This window comes from Tropicimonas sp. IMCC34011 (assembly GCF_003390865.1).
Taxonomy (GTDB): domain Bacteria; phylum Pseudomonadota; class Alphaproteobacteria; order Rhodobacterales; family Rhodobacteraceae; genus Tropicimonas_B.
In genome coordinates, this window is record NZ_QMEJ01000002.1 from 627,237 (window position 1) to 641,963 (window position 14,727).

The 14,727-nt window shown below is 66.2% G+C and carries 12 protein-coding genes and 1 tRNA gene; 5 read left to right on the forward strand and 8 right to left on the reverse strand.

Annotation, left to right across the window (positions count from 1 at the left end):
• Positions 1-11 precede the first annotated feature (11 nt).
• Complete coding sequence (locus DQG15_RS09355; protein WP_116084652.1) at positions 12-1,307, forward strand: DUF3131 domain-containing protein; 1,296 nt, start codon at positions 12-14, stop codon at positions 1,305-1,307.
• Positions 1,308-1,388: 81 nt separating this feature from the next.
• Positions 1,389-2,693 carry a peptidoglycan-binding protein gene (locus DQG15_RS09360; RefSeq protein WP_157968950.1) on the forward strand — a complete coding sequence of 435 codons (1,305 nt, stop codon included), beginning with the start codon at positions 1,389-1,391 and terminating at the stop codon, positions 2,691-2,693.
• A gap of 173 nt (positions 2,694-2,866) precedes the next feature.
• On the opposite strand, the gene DQG15_RS09365 is transcribed toward DQG15_RS09360, so the two are convergent.
• The 7 genes from DQG15_RS09365 to DQG15_RS09395 form a co-directional block, all read right to left on the reverse strand.
• On the reverse strand, positions 2,867-3,595 hold the full coding sequence (locus tag DQG15_RS09365) for a family 16 glycosylhydrolase (protein WP_157968951.1): 729 nt from the start codon (positions 3,593-3,595) through the stop codon (positions 2,867-2,869).
• Between the two features lie 713 nt (positions 3,596-4,308).
• Complete coding sequence (locus DQG15_RS09370) at positions 4,309-5,028, reverse strand: ABC transporter ATP-binding protein (RefSeq protein WP_116084657.1); 720 nt, start codon at positions 5,026-5,028, stop codon at positions 4,309-4,311.
• Complete coding sequence (gene cysW, locus DQG15_RS09375; RefSeq protein ID WP_116084658.1) at positions 5,025-5,828, reverse strand: sulfate ABC transporter permease subunit CysW; 804 nt, start codon at positions 5,826-5,828, stop codon at positions 5,025-5,027. Before cysW ends, DQG15_RS09370 begins: the two co-directional genes overlap by 4 nt.
• A 1-nt stretch (position 5,829) precedes the next feature.
• Positions 5,830-6,693, reverse strand: a complete 864-nt coding sequence (cysT, locus tag DQG15_RS09380; protein ID WP_116084660.1) for a sulfate ABC transporter permease subunit CysT — start codon at positions 6,691-6,693, stop codon at positions 5,830-5,832.
• 48 nt (positions 6,694-6,741) lie between these two features.
• A complete protein-coding gene (cysP, locus tag DQG15_RS09385; protein WP_370454176.1) occupies positions 6,742-7,725 on the reverse strand; it encodes a thiosulfate ABC transporter substrate-binding protein CysP in 984 nt (327 codons plus the stop codon).
• A 184-nt stretch (positions 7,726-7,909) separates the two neighbouring features.
• Positions 7,910-9,238, reverse strand: a complete 1,329-nt coding sequence (locus tag DQG15_RS09390) for a surface lipoprotein assembly modifier (RefSeq protein ID WP_116084663.1) — start codon at positions 9,236-9,238, stop codon at positions 7,910-7,912.
• A gap of 68 nt (positions 9,239-9,306) precedes the next feature.
• Positions 9,307-10,416 (reverse strand): transferrin-binding protein-like solute binding protein, encoded by a 1,110-nt coding sequence (locus DQG15_RS09395; RefSeq protein WP_116084665.1) that lies wholly within the window; start codon positions 10,414-10,416, stop codon positions 9,307-9,309.
• Positions 10,417-10,551: 135 nt separating this feature from the next.
• Between DQG15_RS09395 and DQG15_RS09400 the strand changes: the two genes are divergently transcribed.
• The 3 genes from DQG15_RS09400 to DQG15_RS09410 all read left to right on the forward strand — a co-directional run bounded on the left by DQG15_RS09400 (position 10,552) and on the right by DQG15_RS09410 (position 14,073).
• Positions 10,552-12,648 carry a sensor histidine kinase gene (locus DQG15_RS09400; protein ID WP_116084666.1) on the forward strand — a complete coding sequence of 699 codons (2,097 nt, stop codon included), beginning with the start codon at positions 10,552-10,554 and terminating at the stop codon, positions 12,646-12,648.
• Position 12,649: 1 nt separating this feature from the next.
• Positions 12,650-13,306, forward strand: coding sequence for a response regulator transcription factor (locus DQG15_RS09405; RefSeq protein WP_116084668.1), 657 nt, complete (start codon positions 12,650-12,652; stop codon positions 13,304-13,306).
• An 80-nt stretch (positions 13,307-13,386) separates the two neighbouring features.
• The gene (locus DQG15_RS09410; RefSeq protein WP_370454174.1) at positions 13,387-14,073 is read left to right on the forward strand and encodes an SGNH/GDSL hydrolase family protein; all 687 of its coding nucleotides are present in this window, start codon (positions 13,387-13,389) and stop codon (positions 14,071-14,073) included.
• Positions 14,074-14,641: 568 nt separating this feature from the next.
• On the opposite strand, the gene DQG15_RS09415 is transcribed toward DQG15_RS09410, so the two are convergent.
• Positions 14,642-14,718, reverse strand: a tRNA-Met gene (locus DQG15_RS09415).
• Positions 14,719-14,727: the final 9 nt, after the last annotated feature.

A 14,727-nucleotide genomic window follows, 5' to 3' on the forward strand; every position in this document is an offset into this window, starting at 1 on the left:
AGGATCCGACGATGACGCCTTCCTTCTCGCTTCGCCCGAGCCTTCTGTTTCTCGCCGGTCTCGTCCTCGCCACCGGTCTGGCCGTCACCGCGGACGGTGCCGGTCGGTTCGGCTCCCGCGCTCTGGCCGCGCTGGACCTGACCGAACCGCCCGAGCTTGTGGCGCAACCGCCCCGCCCCCTCGATGCCGCCGACCGCGAAGCGGCCGTCATCGCGTGGCGCTATATGAAGGCCAATACCGATCCGGGCACCGGCCTTGTCAGTTCCGTCGCGGGATACCCCTCCTCGACGATGTGGGATCAGGCCTCCTACATCCTCGCCCTCGTCGCGGCCCGGAAGCTCGACATCATCGATGACGCCGAGCTTGGCTGGCGCGCCGACAAGCTGCTGAAGAGTTTCACGGCGATGGACCTGGTGGACGGGCAATTGCCCAACAAGGCCTACCACACCCGCACCCTCGCCATGGTGGATTACGGCAACAGCGCGACGCCGGACGGCATCGGCTGGTCGGCAATCGACATGGGCCGACTTCTCGTGGCCCTCAGGGTCCTCGAGGAGCATCACCCGCGTTTTCGGGACTGGATCCGCGGCGTCCTCTCGCGGTGGCATCTCGACGGAATGGCCGTTGCAGGGGAACTGATCGGCACGCAGCGGGAGGCCGACGGGCTGATCTATCTTCAGGAAGGACGCATCGGCTACGAGCAATACGCCGCCCGCGCCGCTGCGCTCTGGGGCTTGGATGCCACCTCGGCCATCTCTGCGGGACGGGTGATCGACTGGCGCCGCATCGAGGGGACCGAGGTCGCCGTCGACCTGCGCAGCGCCGCAAGCTTCGGCGCGATCACGCCCGTCCTGAGCGAACCCTACATTCTTCAGGGCCTCGAAATGGGCTTCAATGCGGAGGCAGGCCGCCTTGCGGCAACGATCTACCGCGCGCAGGAGCGCCGCCATGCGCGAACCGGGCAGCTGACCGCCGTCTCCGAAGACCATATCAATCAGAAGCCGAGCTTTCTCTACAGCTCGGTCTTCAGCAACGGCGCGGACTGGGCGGTCGTCACGGAGGATGGGGAGTTCTTCCCCGAACTGCGCACCGTCAGCCTGAAGGCCGCCTTCGGCTGGGACGCGATCTACGACACCGACTATACCGCCCTCTTGCGCGCCGAGCTTGCCGATCTTGCAGGTGACGGAGGATGGGCGGCGGGCCGGTACGAGGCCGATGGGCGGCCGAACGACATCCTTACGCTCAACACCAACGCCATCGTGCTCGAGGCGCTGCACTACAAGGCGTTCGGCCCGCTTCTGCCGTGAAACCTCGCCCGGGCTCAGGAAGCCTTAAGCTTGTTGCTGTAGCAGGAACGAACGATGGGAAACCGAGACCGCATAAAGCCCATGACGCTTAACAAACCCAGTTGCGGCCATTGGCCCTCCCTTCGCGAGACGCTCGGCCGGGCCGGCAGGTGGGGGGCGTTCGGCCTTCTGATCGGCGTCGCTGGCGGCTGCGGTGGCCCATCGCCTGCGACCGCCATCCGGACGATGCGGCCGGACGCCGCTCCGGTGCGAAACATCACCTCCTTCAGCCAGTCACTGGCCTGCATGGATCGACTTTTGCTCGCGCGCGGCGGCGGACGTACGACGCTGTCCTCCAGCGATATCCCGGATCGCACACGCAAGCTGCCGATCGGCGCGGACGACATGCTGATCAATGCCATCAGCCAGATGAACCGCAGCAGCGGCGCCTACATTTTTCTCGATCAGACCCACGTCCGCGGCACAGGGCTCAACGTCATCGTCGCCGAGAATACCAAGCGGGGCGATCCGAAACCGGAATACTACATTCGGGGCTCGATCTCTCAACTCGATCGCGGTGTCCACGAGCGGGAGGCGGGGTTTACCGTCGCTTCGACTGATCTTGATGAAACGGCCGGGGCGGTCGGCGTGTCCGGCAAGCGTACCCTGAGCGTCGTGACGGTCGATCTTCATCTGGTGAACTACAAGACGCGGCAGGTCCTGCCGGGCGCGTCCGTCTCCAATTCCATGGTCGTCGTCGGACGCAGCTGGAAATCGGGCGCGGCGGGGCTGATCAAGTTGCGTCCCTTCGACCTGACGCTGGAGTTCTCCTCGCTGGAATCCGAGAGCCAGGCGGTGCGCAACCTGATCGAACTGGGGGTCATCGGACTCCTCGGCCGCCATTCCGGCGTTGACTACCAGTCCTGCCTGACCGATGCGCGCCCGGCTCCGATAACCGTTGCCGCGGTCTCCTCCTCTGGCCGCGCTACCGACATCGAGCCAGAGCGGCTCACCGCCCCGACCGTCACACCCACGCCGGCAGTGATCGCCAGCAGCTCAAGTGCGCCGCCTGCGCCCGCCGCAACGCGGGCCGCGTCACGCGCACCGGTAGGTTCTACCGTTTCCGCCGAGGTCCCCGTCGCGGCCCCGGCCAACGTTGCGGTTCCCCCGGTGATCGTCCGTCCCGAGATCGTGGCCGCGCCGGAGGGACCCGAGCTCCTGGCGCTTCAGACCGGATTGGTGATCCTGGGTTACCTGCCGCAGACGTCCGGGCGATATGATTCGGCGACGCAGGCCGCCCTGGCGCAGTTCCAGTCCGCCGAGGGGCTAAACGCCAACGGGCTTGCCGATTCGAACACCCGGTCTCGACTGCGCCGACGCCTCATGTCTCCAGCTGGCGCTGAGTAAATTTTTCCCGCAAGGCTTGCTTTAGCTTCCTGTTAAACCCTCTCGTCTATCCCTGATCGAGACGAACGAGAGAGCGACAGAATCAGAGGCGAATCGCGGTGGAACTTGCATTGAGAATCAGCACCGGCATGGAGGTCCTGCAGCGCAGGGCGGCCGCATGCAGTGCCGACACCTCAGCGATTGGCCGATGCAAGACGCTCGGTACCGGACGCGCCGTCGCAGGACTGCCGAGGAGCGTCAAAGCCCGATCCGGTCCAGGGCGCAAAGCTCGCGCAATTCATCCGGGCCGTGGCAGAGATATCGGGACGGGTCTTTCCCGACCAGATCGCGACGGAATGATCCGCCGCCCAGAGATTCGCGAACAGCATTCCGGGGACGTGCGGAAGCGGGCCGTCTGCTTCCGTGATCTCGAGGATCAACTCGCCATCGGCGTACCAGCGAATTCGGTCCGGCAACCAGTCGAAGGCATAGAGGCGGGGCGCGGCAGCGGCATCGTAACCCAGATCGATGAAGCGAGAGTTCAGCACGCCATCGACGAACCATGCTGCATGAAGCCGGGTCGTGTCCTTGCCCAGAAACTCGATGTCGATCTCGTCGTGACGCGTGCCGTAGGCGGGACCGGTATAAGTGAAGAAACCGGTAACGAGCCCCTCCCCTGCCGCGGGATGGATGATTGCGCTGTACCGGCCGTAATGCGTGGGCAAGGTCCGGCGGATGGAGCCGCCGGTGAAGCCGTTCGCCTTTCCCGTTTGCGGAGCAACACGCAGGGTCAGGCCGTCCTCGACCGTCGCGTGATCGGTCCTCCAATCCGTGTCGAACATCGGATGGTCGAAGTCGTACTCCGCCACATGCCAGAGATCATTCTTCAGGGAGCCGAAATCTTCACTGAAACCTTGAGCCATCGCCGCACTCCCCATGAAGATCCCCGCCAGTACCAAGACAAATTTACGCATCCGACCGTCTCGCCTCTTACGTTTCATTTACACTTATGGACTATGTGATTCGTACGAAATTGCGAGCTTTGATGAGTCAAACAGTTAACAGAATGGACGTGCCCAGCCCCTCGGACAGTTCACCATTTCGGCCAAATCTGTTCTTAATGAAGGAAAGGGCTCATAAAGGGCTCTGTTAGCCATCCTATTACGTATGACGTTCAGGAGACGCCGGATTGGCTTGTTCGGGACTGCGGGGGCCGGTCCCGAGTGTCGATCCTGAAGTCGAGGAGCCGCTGCACGGGGTTGCGTGCCCCGTCTGGCCTCCACCCGCGCTTTTCTGACCATCAGGAACGCCCGAAAGCGGAGCATCGCCGTGACCGGTATTCTAATCGGGATTGGGGACAGTATCCGCTCTAACGCCCGCTACACGTTCGCACCCGAGTTGTTCTCGAGGAGCGACAGGAGCAGGCTATCGAGGAAGAGTTCGGGTCAGCTATAGCGACCCAACACATTTCAGGTCTCAATCGACAACGTCGGTCCGCAGGCGCCCCGCAGGCGGTAGGGAGACCCGGCCTTGGGCGGGCGTCCGGAGTTCGACAAGGAGTGTAGGACGGGCTTGGGCAGGAAACACCGGTGCCTTTACGAATGCCGGTTCGGAGTCCTGGGGAAATAATCCCGCTCTAGGAGGCGAGGAAGTCGCGCACGAAATCGGTGGTCGGGCGCTCCCTCAGATCGCTGGCGGTGCCGACCTGCTCGATCCGGCCGTCGCGCATGAGGACGACGCGATCCGCGACGGCGAACGCTTCGGCCTGATCGTGCGTAACGAGGATCGACGCGATGCCGACCCTTTGCTGCAACTCGCGGACGGAGCCCCGGAGGGACTGACGCACCTGGGCGTCGAGCGCCGAAAACGGCTCGTCCAGAAGCAAAAGGCGCGGATCGATGGCGAGCGCGCGGGCCATCGCGACCCGCTGCTGCTGACCGCCCGACAGCTGCGCCGGGTAGCGGTCGCCGAAGCTCTCCATTTCGATCAGCGCCAGAAGCTCCTCGACCCGTGCGTCGCGGCTTTTGCGGGAGGTGCGGTCCCGCCCTGTCCTCACGCGCAAGCCGAAGGCAACGTTCTGCGCGACGGTCATGTGCCGGAAGAGCGCGTAGCTCTGGAACACCATGCCGAAGCGCCGCTCTCCGGCCGGCGTCGCCGTGATATCCGTGCCGTCCAGCGTCAAGCGTCCCTCGTCCGGCGTCACCAGTCCGGAGATGACGTTCAGAAGCGTGGTCTTGCCCGATCCCGACGGTCCGAGAAGAGCCACGAACTCGCCGTCCGCGATGGTCAGGGACACATCCCGCAGCACGGGCGTTCCCTCGTAGGATTTCGAGATGGAAGCGATGTCGAGCGTCATGGCGTGGCTCCGCGGGCGGGATGGATCGCGGCGATCAGGCCGCGGAGGACCAGCGTCACGAGGGCGAGCGCCGTCAGAAGCGTCGCCGCCGCGAAGGCGCCGGTCGTGTTGTAGTCGTTGTAGAGAAGCTCGATCTGCAGGGGCAGCGTCATCGTCTGGCCACGGATCGCGCCGGAGACGACGGCGACCGCACCGAACTCACCGATGGCCCGCGCGGTCGCGAGGATCGCTCCGTAGACCATCGCCCAGGTGATGTTCGGAAAGGTCACGAAGCGGAAGATCTGCCAGCCCGACGCGCCGAGCGTCAGGGCCGCCTTCTCCTCGTCCTCCCCGGTGACCGACAGCACCGGCAGAACCTCGCGGACCACGAAGGGACAGGTCACGAAGAGGGAGACGAGCACGATGCCCGTGAGATTGAACATGAGCTGCACGCCCCAGGGCTGGAGCGCCCCGCCGATCGGTCCGTAGGCGCCGTAGACCAGCAGGAAGCACAGGCCGGCGATGATCGGTGAGACGGCGAAGGGAATCTCGATCAGGATCAGCAACGCGCGGCGGCCGGGGAACCGGAAGCGCGCGATGGCCCAGGCCGCGCAGAGGCCGAAGACGATATTGAGCGGCAGGACGATCAGCGCTGTGATCACGGTCAGCCGCACGGCCTGGAGCGTCTCCGGCTCGCTCACCGCCGCCCACCAGGCGCCTGCCCCGTCGGCGAAGGCGCGCGACACGATGGCGGCCACGGGCAGAACGATCACGAGCGCTGCGAAAAGGACGGCAAGACCGATCAGGATGCGTCGCGTCATCTCAGGCCCCCGTTTCGAAGCGGCGATAGAGCCGGGTCTGCGCGATGTTGATCGCGACGAGGAGGATGAGCGACAGCGCCAGCATCGTTCCGGCGATCGCGGCAGCGGCCGGATAGTCGAACTCGTCGAGACGGATCATGATGAGGAGCGAGGCGATCTCGGTTTCGAACGGGATGTTGCCGGCGATGAAGATCACCGCGCCGAATTCCCCCAGCGAGCGCACGAAGGAGAGCCCCGTTCCGGTCAGGATGCCGGGCATCAGCTGCGGCAGCGTGACGGCGCGAAAGATCTGCCAGCGCGATGCGCCGAGTGTCAGGGCGGCGGCCTCCTCGGCCGGGTCCAACTCCTCGATCAGGGGCTGGATCGCACGGACGGCGAAGGGCACCGAGGTGAAGATCATGGCGATCACGATGCCGGCCCAGCTATAGGCGATCTCGAAACCGAAGGGGGCGGTCAGCGCACCGATCCAGCCGTTCTGTGAATAGAGCGACACGAGCGCGATCCCGGCGACGGCCGTGGGCAATGCGAAGGGCAGATCGACGAGCGCGTCGAGAGCAGCCCGGCCGGGGAAGCGGTAGCGCACCAGAACCCAGGCGAGAAGCAGCCCGAAGAGCCCGTTGGCCACCGTCGCCGCCGCGGCCGCCGTGAGCGTGATCCGCAGTGCCGCGAGCGTCCGGCTGTCCGTCATCACGAAGATGTAGTCTGACCAGCCGAGCTGGCCGAGTTGCCAGCCGAGACCGAGAAGCGGAAGGAGCACGATGAGCGTGACGAAGGTGACCGTCACGCCGAGCGTGAGGCCGAGCCCCGGCAGAGGGCTGCGCCGGCGCCGCGGCAGGCGCTTCAGAGGGGTCTGCAGAACAGGCATCGTCGTCCTTTTGCGCCCCCGCACCCTGCGGCGCGGGGGCGCGACGGGTCAGTCGCGCAGCATCTGGTCGAGGATGCCGCCCGAGGCGAAGTGAGTGTCCTGCGCCTCCTGCCACGAGCCGAAGACATCCTCCACAGTGAACAGCTCGACCTCGGGGAACCGGTCCGCATTCGCCTCGACGACCGCCTCGTCATGGACGCGATTGTTGAAGCTGGCGAGGATCTCCTGGCCCGGCGTCGAGTAGAGGAACTCGAGGTAATCCCGTGCAATCTCCGCGCTGCCGCGCTGCTCCGCCACGCGTTCCACCACGGCGACCGGGAACTCCGCCAGCAGCGATTGCGTGGGCACCACCGCCTCGTAGCCGGGGGTCTGATCCACGATGTTGAGCACTTCGGCCTCGAACGTCACGAGGACATCGCCGATCCCGCGTTCGGTAAAGGTCGTCGTCGCACCGCGGCCGCCCGTGTCGAACACCTCGACATTGTCGAGCAGCTTGTCGACGAAGGCCCGCGCCGCCTCTTCGTCGCCATCGTTCTGGTCCAGCGCATAGGCCCAGGCGGCGAGATAGGTGTAGCGCGCATTGCCCGAGGTCTTGGGGTTCGGGAAGATGACCGAGACGTCGTCGGCCGCAAGGTCATCCCAGCTTTCGATCCCCTTGGGATTGCCCTCGCGCACCATGAACGCCGGCAGCGAAAAGTAGGGCGAGGCGTTGTTCGGGAACTGGTCCTGCCAATCCTCCGCCACGAAGCCGTTATCGGCGAGAATCTGGATGTCGAGCACCTGGTTGAAGGTGACGAGATCGGCCTGGAGCCCCTGAAGGATCCCGCGCGCCTGCTTCGAGGAGCCGGCATGGCTCTGGTTGATGGTCAGATCGCCGCCCTCGTATTGATCGAGGAAGGCCGGATTGATCGCCGCGTAGAGCTCGCGGGCGATGTCGTACGAGACGTTGAGGATCTCATCCACCTGCGCCGTCGCGGGCGCCGTACCGAAGCCGGCCGCGAGGGCGAGGCCAAAGGCTGCATTGCGAAGCATCATGCTCCCTGGTCCTTGTATCCTATGGAATTCGCAAGGGATTTGCGGCTTGCGGCGGAGAAGCTCAAGCCGGGAGATGCAAATAGGGAAGCTCGTTCGACTGCCCCGCGTCATGCAGAACGATCGCACCGGGTCGAGGGGAGATATCGGAAAGATCGTCGGCGCCCGACCGGCGCGGGCCGTGTCAGAAGTCCCGCGTGAGCCGGACCTCCGCGGTGGTCGCCCGGGTGTCATCGAAGGCGGCGTTCGAGCGGTTGCGACTGTGCGTCAGGGTGATCTGGGGCGCGAAGCCGGCGATCACGACATCCCGCTTGGTCAGCGTCGCGAGAAGCTCGGTCCGCCGGTCGGATTGCGGCTCGGTGAGGCCGGGGTAATCGCCCTTGTAGTCCCGTTCGGCATAGAGCGCCTGGCCGTAGAGCGTGATCCCGCTCGGGAACTCCCGGTAGGCGCCAAGTCCCACGCGCCATTCGTCGAACGAGTAGCGCTCGGTCTCTTTCCGGGCGCCGGAATATCCGCCAATCAGCCGCACGAAGCGGTCGGCCCCGCCGAACCGGTCGGCCTGCACACCGAAGGAGAGCGTCCGGCCGTCGCGATCCGGGGTGTCCGGAAAGGTCTCGTCGCGCCATTCGGGAGCGGCGAAGAGGCGCCAGTTCGTTCCGGCGCGGACGTTCAGTTCGGCGCCGATGCCGCGGTATCGGTAGGTGTCATCACCGTCCTGAGCTTGTGCGCCAAAGGACAGGTAGGGATAGACGGAGGCCCGGTCGGAGCGCTGTTCGACCCCGATGCGGGCATTGCCCAGTAGAAGCGTGCGATCGATCTCTTCCCAGCGGCGCGCCTCAAGGGTGAGATCGGAGAGGATCGCGGTCTCTTCGGACAGCTTCGCCCGGCCCAGGATCTGCGCCCCGGCTGCGATGCCGATGCCGGACGCCCGGCGGCTTTCCTCATCGATGTCCGCCTCGAGGTCACCCAGCGGCACGGTTTCGTTGTCCGTCCCGCCGTTCACATTGGTCGAGGGCAGGACCGAGAGGAAGCCGCGGACCCGGACCGGGCGGCGGTCGTCGATGGAGCGGACGAGCCGCTGGAGGGAGCCGCCGGTGCGGTCGTCGACACCGGCGGCGATCAGGCGCTCCGCCTGTCCGCGTGCGGCGCCGTCCCGGCCCGCGCGGTAGAGCGCGCCGGCAAGTTCCATGCGCGCGAGTTCAAGCTCCGGACGTTCGGCGAGGATCGCACGGTAGATCCCGGCGGCGCGCATCTCGTCCCCCTGCCCGCTTGCGATCAGCCCCTCGACATAGGCACGCCGGATGGCTGCATCGGGGTGGTCCGGCTGCCAGGTCGCGATGGCCGCGCGCGCCTCGTCGTAGCGCCCCTCCGCAATGAGAAGACGGACCAGGGCGATGACCTGCTGGTTGGTCTCGATCCGGATCGTCGGGGCGTCCGCCTCTGCGAAGGAGGCCGCCGGGACGCCGAGCGCCAGCGTCAGGGCGACGAGGAACGGGCGGAAAGCTCCGGTCATGGGGCGGGGGCTCCTCTGGAGAGGTTCAAGGGGCGGGCCGGCCCGGGAGAAGGCCGGCCCGCGGCCGATCAGGGCTGGGCCTGTTGATCGGCGGTGTAGTTGCCGGTGATCGAGAACGCCTTGGAGGCGCCACCATCGTTCGGGTCCGGCGCGGTGCCGTTCAGCAGAAGGACACCCGAGGTGCGCGAGGCATCGTCGCCCATGAAGGAGCCGGCGAAGTGACCATTGGACGTCGTGCCGGCGGAGGTGTTCGTCCCGGTTTGCACGAGCCGCGCCCCGCCCGAATAGTGGACGCCGGAGATCTTGCCGTTCTCGAGAGCGACGTCGCCGATCCGGTCACTCGATCTGTCAAAGTTGTCGATCCGCCCGCTGACGGTCGAGTTGGCGAAGTCCACGTCGAGACGGACGTCGGCAAAGGCCTGTCCGGGACCGGAGAGTTCTTCCAGGGAGCGACCGACGACATAGCTCATCTCGGCGCCCTCGGAGCGGCTGTAGGTCGCTGTCGCGGGCTTGCCCGACAATGCGGCTTCTTCCGAGAAGTCCCCGCCGTAGAGAATGGCGACGGTCTGGTTCTTGAACCGTGTATCCACCACGCTCTTTCCGTAATCGACGACGAAGAAGTCCTCTACGTCATCGCCGTTCTCGTCCCGAGGGCGTACGGTGAAGACGTCAAGCGCGGTGGGATCCTGGAAGTACGGCCGTCCAAGCCCGCTGGTGCCCGTCGCGTTCGTCTCGTCCGGCAGGCTTCCCTGGAGCGTCAGGCTGGCCGTGCCGCCGGCCTTGATGTAGTCCCGGCCGGTCTTTCCTTCGAAGGTGGCGTTCGTCAGATCGACCTCACCGGTGATGACGCCGTCCGGACCGCTCACATTGCCGCCGGCATTGTTCCAAGGCAGCGGCCCGAGCTCGTAGATCGTCACAGGCGCACCCGGGATGTTCTGCGCCTTCTTCTCGGACTGGGCCGCGAAACCGCGAAGCTCCACGACCTTGCCAAGCCCCTCGGCGCCCTCGACATCCGTGCCGCCACCGGTCGATCCGCCACCGCCGTTGGACCCGCCACCACCGTTCGACCCACCGGAGCCGCCGCTGCTCGAGACGTTGGTGAAGCCACCGCCGCCACCGCTTCCACATGCCGCAAGCGCCGTCACGAGCGCCCCGACTGCCAAGGTCGATAGTTTCATTTCACTGATCCCTACATGAGAGCCGCTGTTGACGCGGCTTTCTTCCGTGGCGTTAATTCTGGGAATCGTTCGCCGCCGCACCATCCCCCGTTCCGGGGAGGGACGTTCGGGGCCAGACGCGCGATGGTCTTTGGTATGTTCGTAACGAGTAAAATCCGTCTTTCCCCCGTCTCGGCTCTGGCCGTCGCCGCCCTGGCTGCGCTTCTCGCCGCCGCCCTCGTGATCTGGACCGCGTTGGCCCGCACGGAGCCAGACCTGCCGCCGGGGGCGAGTCTTCTCTCCGCCGGCGGCATCGAGATCGGCGCGGCGGACCTGATCGAGGAGCCGGACACCCTGCTCAGCTGGCGCGAGCGGGCGGTCTTCTTCGACAGGCAGGACAGGCTTTTCGAGGCGCTGCGGACCCCGGGCACAGACCTGCGCTACGAAACGCCTGCTGGGGAGGTCGTGACAGCGCCGAACGCCCCCGTCGCGCGCATGGCCTCCCCCCTGCCCGGCGCCTTCTGGTTCCAGATCGGCGTCGGCATCTTCGCGGTGCTGATCGGCGCCTGGGTCCTCGCATTGCGGCCGAGAGACTGGGGCGCGCGAATGTTCGCCGCGACGGGCCTTTTCGTGCCCGTCTTCGCATGGTCCGCCGCGATCTACTCGACCCGGCCGATCGCGATGGATGGCACGATGTTCCGCTGGCTGAGCTCGATCAACCATGTGGGCGCGATGTCCTTCGGGATCGCGCTCGTCGGGCTCTTCATGATGTACCCGCGTCCCCTCGGGCATCCACGCTGGCTGCTCGTTCCGGTCCTCGCCTACGGCGCGCTCATCGTCGCCGACATGTTCTGGATCGCGCCGGCGCTCTGGAGCTCGCTGGCGGTGCTCAGCCAGATGATCGGCGCCATCGTCCTCGGCGTCCTGCAATGGTTTCGCAGCCGCGGCGAGCCGCTCGACCGGGCGGGCCTGCGCTGGTTTCTGGTGGCCACTCTCGTCGGCTGCTCGCTCTTCGTGTTCCTGTCCGTGGCGCCGCCGGCGCTCGGCCTCACGGACGAGCCCCTCATCAGCCAGGGCTACGCCTTCGGGTTCTTCTCGATCATGCATGTGGGGCTCGCGCTGGGGCTCCTGCGCTATCGCCTGTTCGACCTCGACCGGTACGCCTGGCTCGTCTGGCTCTGGCTTGGGGGGTCGCTGTCCGTCTTCGCCCTCGACCTTCTGTTCATCGGTTGGCTCGGCGCGCGTTCGGACGTCTCGCTTGCGCTGTCCCTGATCCTCGCGGGCCTCGTCTGGTTCCCACTGAGGCAGTTCCTGCTTCACCGGACACTTGTCCGGCGCCCCGGTCTCGACGCCTCCGCGGACTACATGCCCGCCATTCTCGAGATCGCCCTCGCCCCCGACGAGACACGGCGCCACATCCGCTACGATGCGCTTCTGGCCGAGCTTTACGGCGCGACTCCGGTCGAGCCGGACGGGGCCACCCGGCCCGAACCCCGCCTCGTCCAGTCGGGCCTCGCTCTCGAATTGCCCGGCGTCGCAGGCCTGCCGCCCCGGCGCCTCGCCTACGCCGCAGGGGGGCGCCGCGTCTTCGCACCTTCCGACATCGCCACGTGGCGCCAGCTTGTCCGTCTGCTGGACCTCGCGACAGAGAGCCGTCGCGCCTTCGAAACCGGCGTGCGGACGGAGCGGGATCGCATCAGCCGGGATGTCCATGACAACATCGGCGCACAGATCCTCTCGGCGCTTCACGCCGCCGACGAGGAGCGCAAGGACGATCTGCTTCGCGATACGCTCGCGGACCTGCGGACAATCATCAACGAAGGCTTCGACAGTACCTTCGATCTCGGCGAACTCCTGGCGGAGATGCGGCTTGAGACCGCCGAGCGCCTCGCACCCCACGGCATCGCCCTCGACTGGCCGACAAGCGCCCTCGGAGAAGGCGCCAGGATCGGTTTCATGCGCGCCGTCACCCTGCGCGCCGTCCTGCGCGAGGCCGTGAGCAACGTCATCAAGCATTCGCGCGCAACGGCCATGCGGGTCCATCCCGCCGGCGTTGCCGATGCGCTGTCCCTGCTCATCGCCGATGACGGCCACGGCTTTGCCGGCGCGATGGCTCCGGACGGGCACGGCCTGCGAAACATGCGCGCACGCCTCGAAGCCGGTGGCGGCGCGTTCGATCTGGCGACCGGGCCCGAGGGCACCGAGATCCTGGCGAAGCTGGGATCCGGCCTCGCCGATCGCGCCGCAGCCTGACATGGGTATCGAGCGGATCCTCGTTGTCGAGGACAATTACGAGATGCGGGACTGGATGTCGGCCCTCGCGGCGCGTGTCTTTCCCCGCGCCGAACTTGCGGTGCGCGCGGACACCCGGTCTGCCCTTGCAGCATGCCTGCGCGATCCGATCGATCTTGCCCTCGTCGATCTGGGGCTTCCCGACGGGAGCGGCTTCGACGTGATCCGCCGTCTTGTCGCCGTCAGGCCACAGGCGATCCCAGTCGTCACGACCGCGATGGCGAGCGATACCGCGATCGTCGGTGCGCTTTCGGCCGGTGCGCGAGGGTACCTTCTGAAGAGCGAGCCCGAGGCGCGGCTGGAGCGCCAGCTTCGCCAGATCACGGAGGGTATACCGGCCATTTCCCCTCCCATCGCGCGGCGCATCATGGAGCATTTCCAGCGCACCGGCCCGTCCGAGGAACTGGACGGGAGCCTGACCCGCCGCGAGCGCGAGGTCCTGTCCCTGATCGCCCGTGGCCTGCGCATCGCTGATGCCGCCCTCGCCCTCGATGTCGCCGAGAGCACCGTGGCCAGCCACGTCAAGAACATCTACCGCAAGCTCGGCATCGCCAGCCGCGCCGAGGCCACGCTGATGGCCTCCCGACTGGGCCTCGTCGGCGGGGGGGAACGGGACTGAAGGCCGCCACTTTCGAGGCATGGCCTGTCGGTACCTGAGCAGGACACGCGCGACGGGCGGCGGCCCCCGACGCAACTCAATTGATCCTGCGCTGCGGCGTCTTACGTCATGCCTGCATGAAACACTGGTTGGTCCTTCCCCTGCTGCTGCTGGCGGCCTGCGGTCGCGGAGTGCCCGATGGGGCGCGCATCGTGGTCGCCGGCGATTCCGTCATGGCATGGAACCGCGATCAGGACGCCTCGGTCGCGGATAAACTGAGCGCCAGGCTCGGAGAGCCGGTAGGCGACCTCTCCATGCCCGGCGCCCGGATGCTCGGGGGGGTCGGCCCCTTCAACATTCCCTTTCAACTGGATGGCGTGACGGCCGAGTGGATCGTGCTCGACGGAGGCGCCAACGACCTGCGCGGTACCTGCGATTGTTCGGATTGCGGCCCGGTGCTGGACCAGCTCATTTCGGAGGACGGGATCAAGGGCGCCATTCCCGCGCTTGTTTCTGATCTGCGCCGTCGCGGATCGCGCGTCGTGTGGGCAGATTACTATACGACTCCCCTGTATGCAGGCACTGCGTGCGAAGCGCCCTACCGGGTGCTGGAGGCCCGCGTCCAGCGCATGGCCGATGCCGATGCAGGGGTCGATCTTGCGGATATGGACGATGTGTTCCGGTCCGACGATCTCTCGCTCTTCGACGACGACCGGACCCATCCTTCGCTGCGAGGTTCGTCCCTCATCGCAGATCTCGTCGCTCCCCTCCTGGATCGCCGTAACTGACGCAACGGGCGACCGGATTGCGGGGACAGAATTCGGACTTGCCTCCCGTTTCGGCGGGCACTCCAGCGGTTGGGAAGCAGGCTGAATGGAGAGCCCATCTCTCCCGGACGCCCTATTCGCTGATCTTGAAGAAAGGAGGCGAAGACAGGCTGCAAAACGTCCAGCTATGAGTTCAAGCGAGGCGCGATCACGGACACGGGACACTTCGGTCATGGAGGTGTCTAATCGAACCTAGGGAATCGATGGCAGTGCTCAAGATTCGGAGGCGGAACCTCACAGCCCAGGTTGCGGAGACTCTAAGGCCGGCCGTCCTAAGAATGCACACGAGCTAGACTAACTCTACGACCAGAAGATCGGCGCTCTGGTCATGCCCTCCCGTACCCCGCGGTTCGGGTCCAAGCCGCCGAGGCGATGCGCAGCCTGATCTCCGGGATCCGGATGGTTCCAGCCACGGACGCGCCCGATGGACACGGGATCGAGCTCAGCGGTGATCTGCCGGGTATTCTGGCGTTGGGAGACGCGGAAATGACAAAGCCCCCGCGGATGGCGAGGGCATTGTCGGAAACGATGGTTGCGGGGGTAGGATTTGAACCTACGACCTTCAGGTTATGAGCCTGACGAGCTACCGGGCTGCTCCACCCCGCGGTGCTTTTT

What these genes read in the sequence shown, in the direction of transcription:
- cysP (WP_370454176.1), bottom strand. Translation starts at nt 7,725, where the DNA reads ATGCTTCGCAATGCAGCCTTTGGCCTCGCCCTCGCGGCCGGCTTCGGT.
- DQG15_RS09355 (WP_116084652.1), top strand. Translation starts at nt 12, where the DNA reads ATGACGCCTTCCTTCTCGCTTCGCCCGAGCCTTCTGTTTCTCGCCGGT.
- DQG15_RS09390 (WP_116084663.1), bottom strand. Translation starts at nt 9,238, where the DNA reads ATGACCGGAGCTTTCCGCCCGTTCCTCGTCGCCCTGACGCTGGCGCTC.
- cysW (WP_116084658.1), bottom strand. Translation starts at nt 5,828, where the DNA reads ATGACGCGACGCATCCTGATCGGTCTTGCCGTCCTTTTCGCAGCGCTC.
- DQG15_RS09365 (WP_157968951.1), bottom strand. Translation starts at nt 3,595, where the DNA reads ATGGCTCAAGGTTTCAGTGAAGATTTCGGCTCCCTGAAGAATGATCTC.
- DQG15_RS09370 (WP_116084657.1), bottom strand. Translation starts at nt 5,028, where the DNA reads ATGACGCTCGACATCGCTTCCATCTCGAAATCCTACGAGGGAACGCCC.
- DQG15_RS09400 (WP_116084666.1), top strand. Translation starts at nt 10,552, where the DNA reads ATGTTCGTAACGAGTAAAATCCGTCTTTCCCCCGTCTCGGCTCTGGCC.
- DQG15_RS09360 (WP_157968950.1), top strand. Translation starts at nt 1,389, where the DNA reads ATGACGCTTAACAAACCCAGTTGCGGCCATTGGCCCTCCCTTCGCGAG.
- DQG15_RS09395 (WP_116084665.1), bottom strand. Translation starts at nt 10,416, where the DNA reads ATGAAACTATCGACCTTGGCAGTCGGGGCGCTCGTGACGGCGCTTGCG.
- DQG15_RS09405 (WP_116084668.1), top strand. Translation starts at nt 12,650, where the DNA reads ATGGGTATCGAGCGGATCCTCGTTGTCGAGGACAATTACGAGATGCGG.
- cysT (WP_116084660.1), bottom strand. Translation starts at nt 6,693, where the DNA reads ATGCCTGTTCTGCAGACCCCTCTGAAGCGCCTGCCGCGGCGCCGGCGC.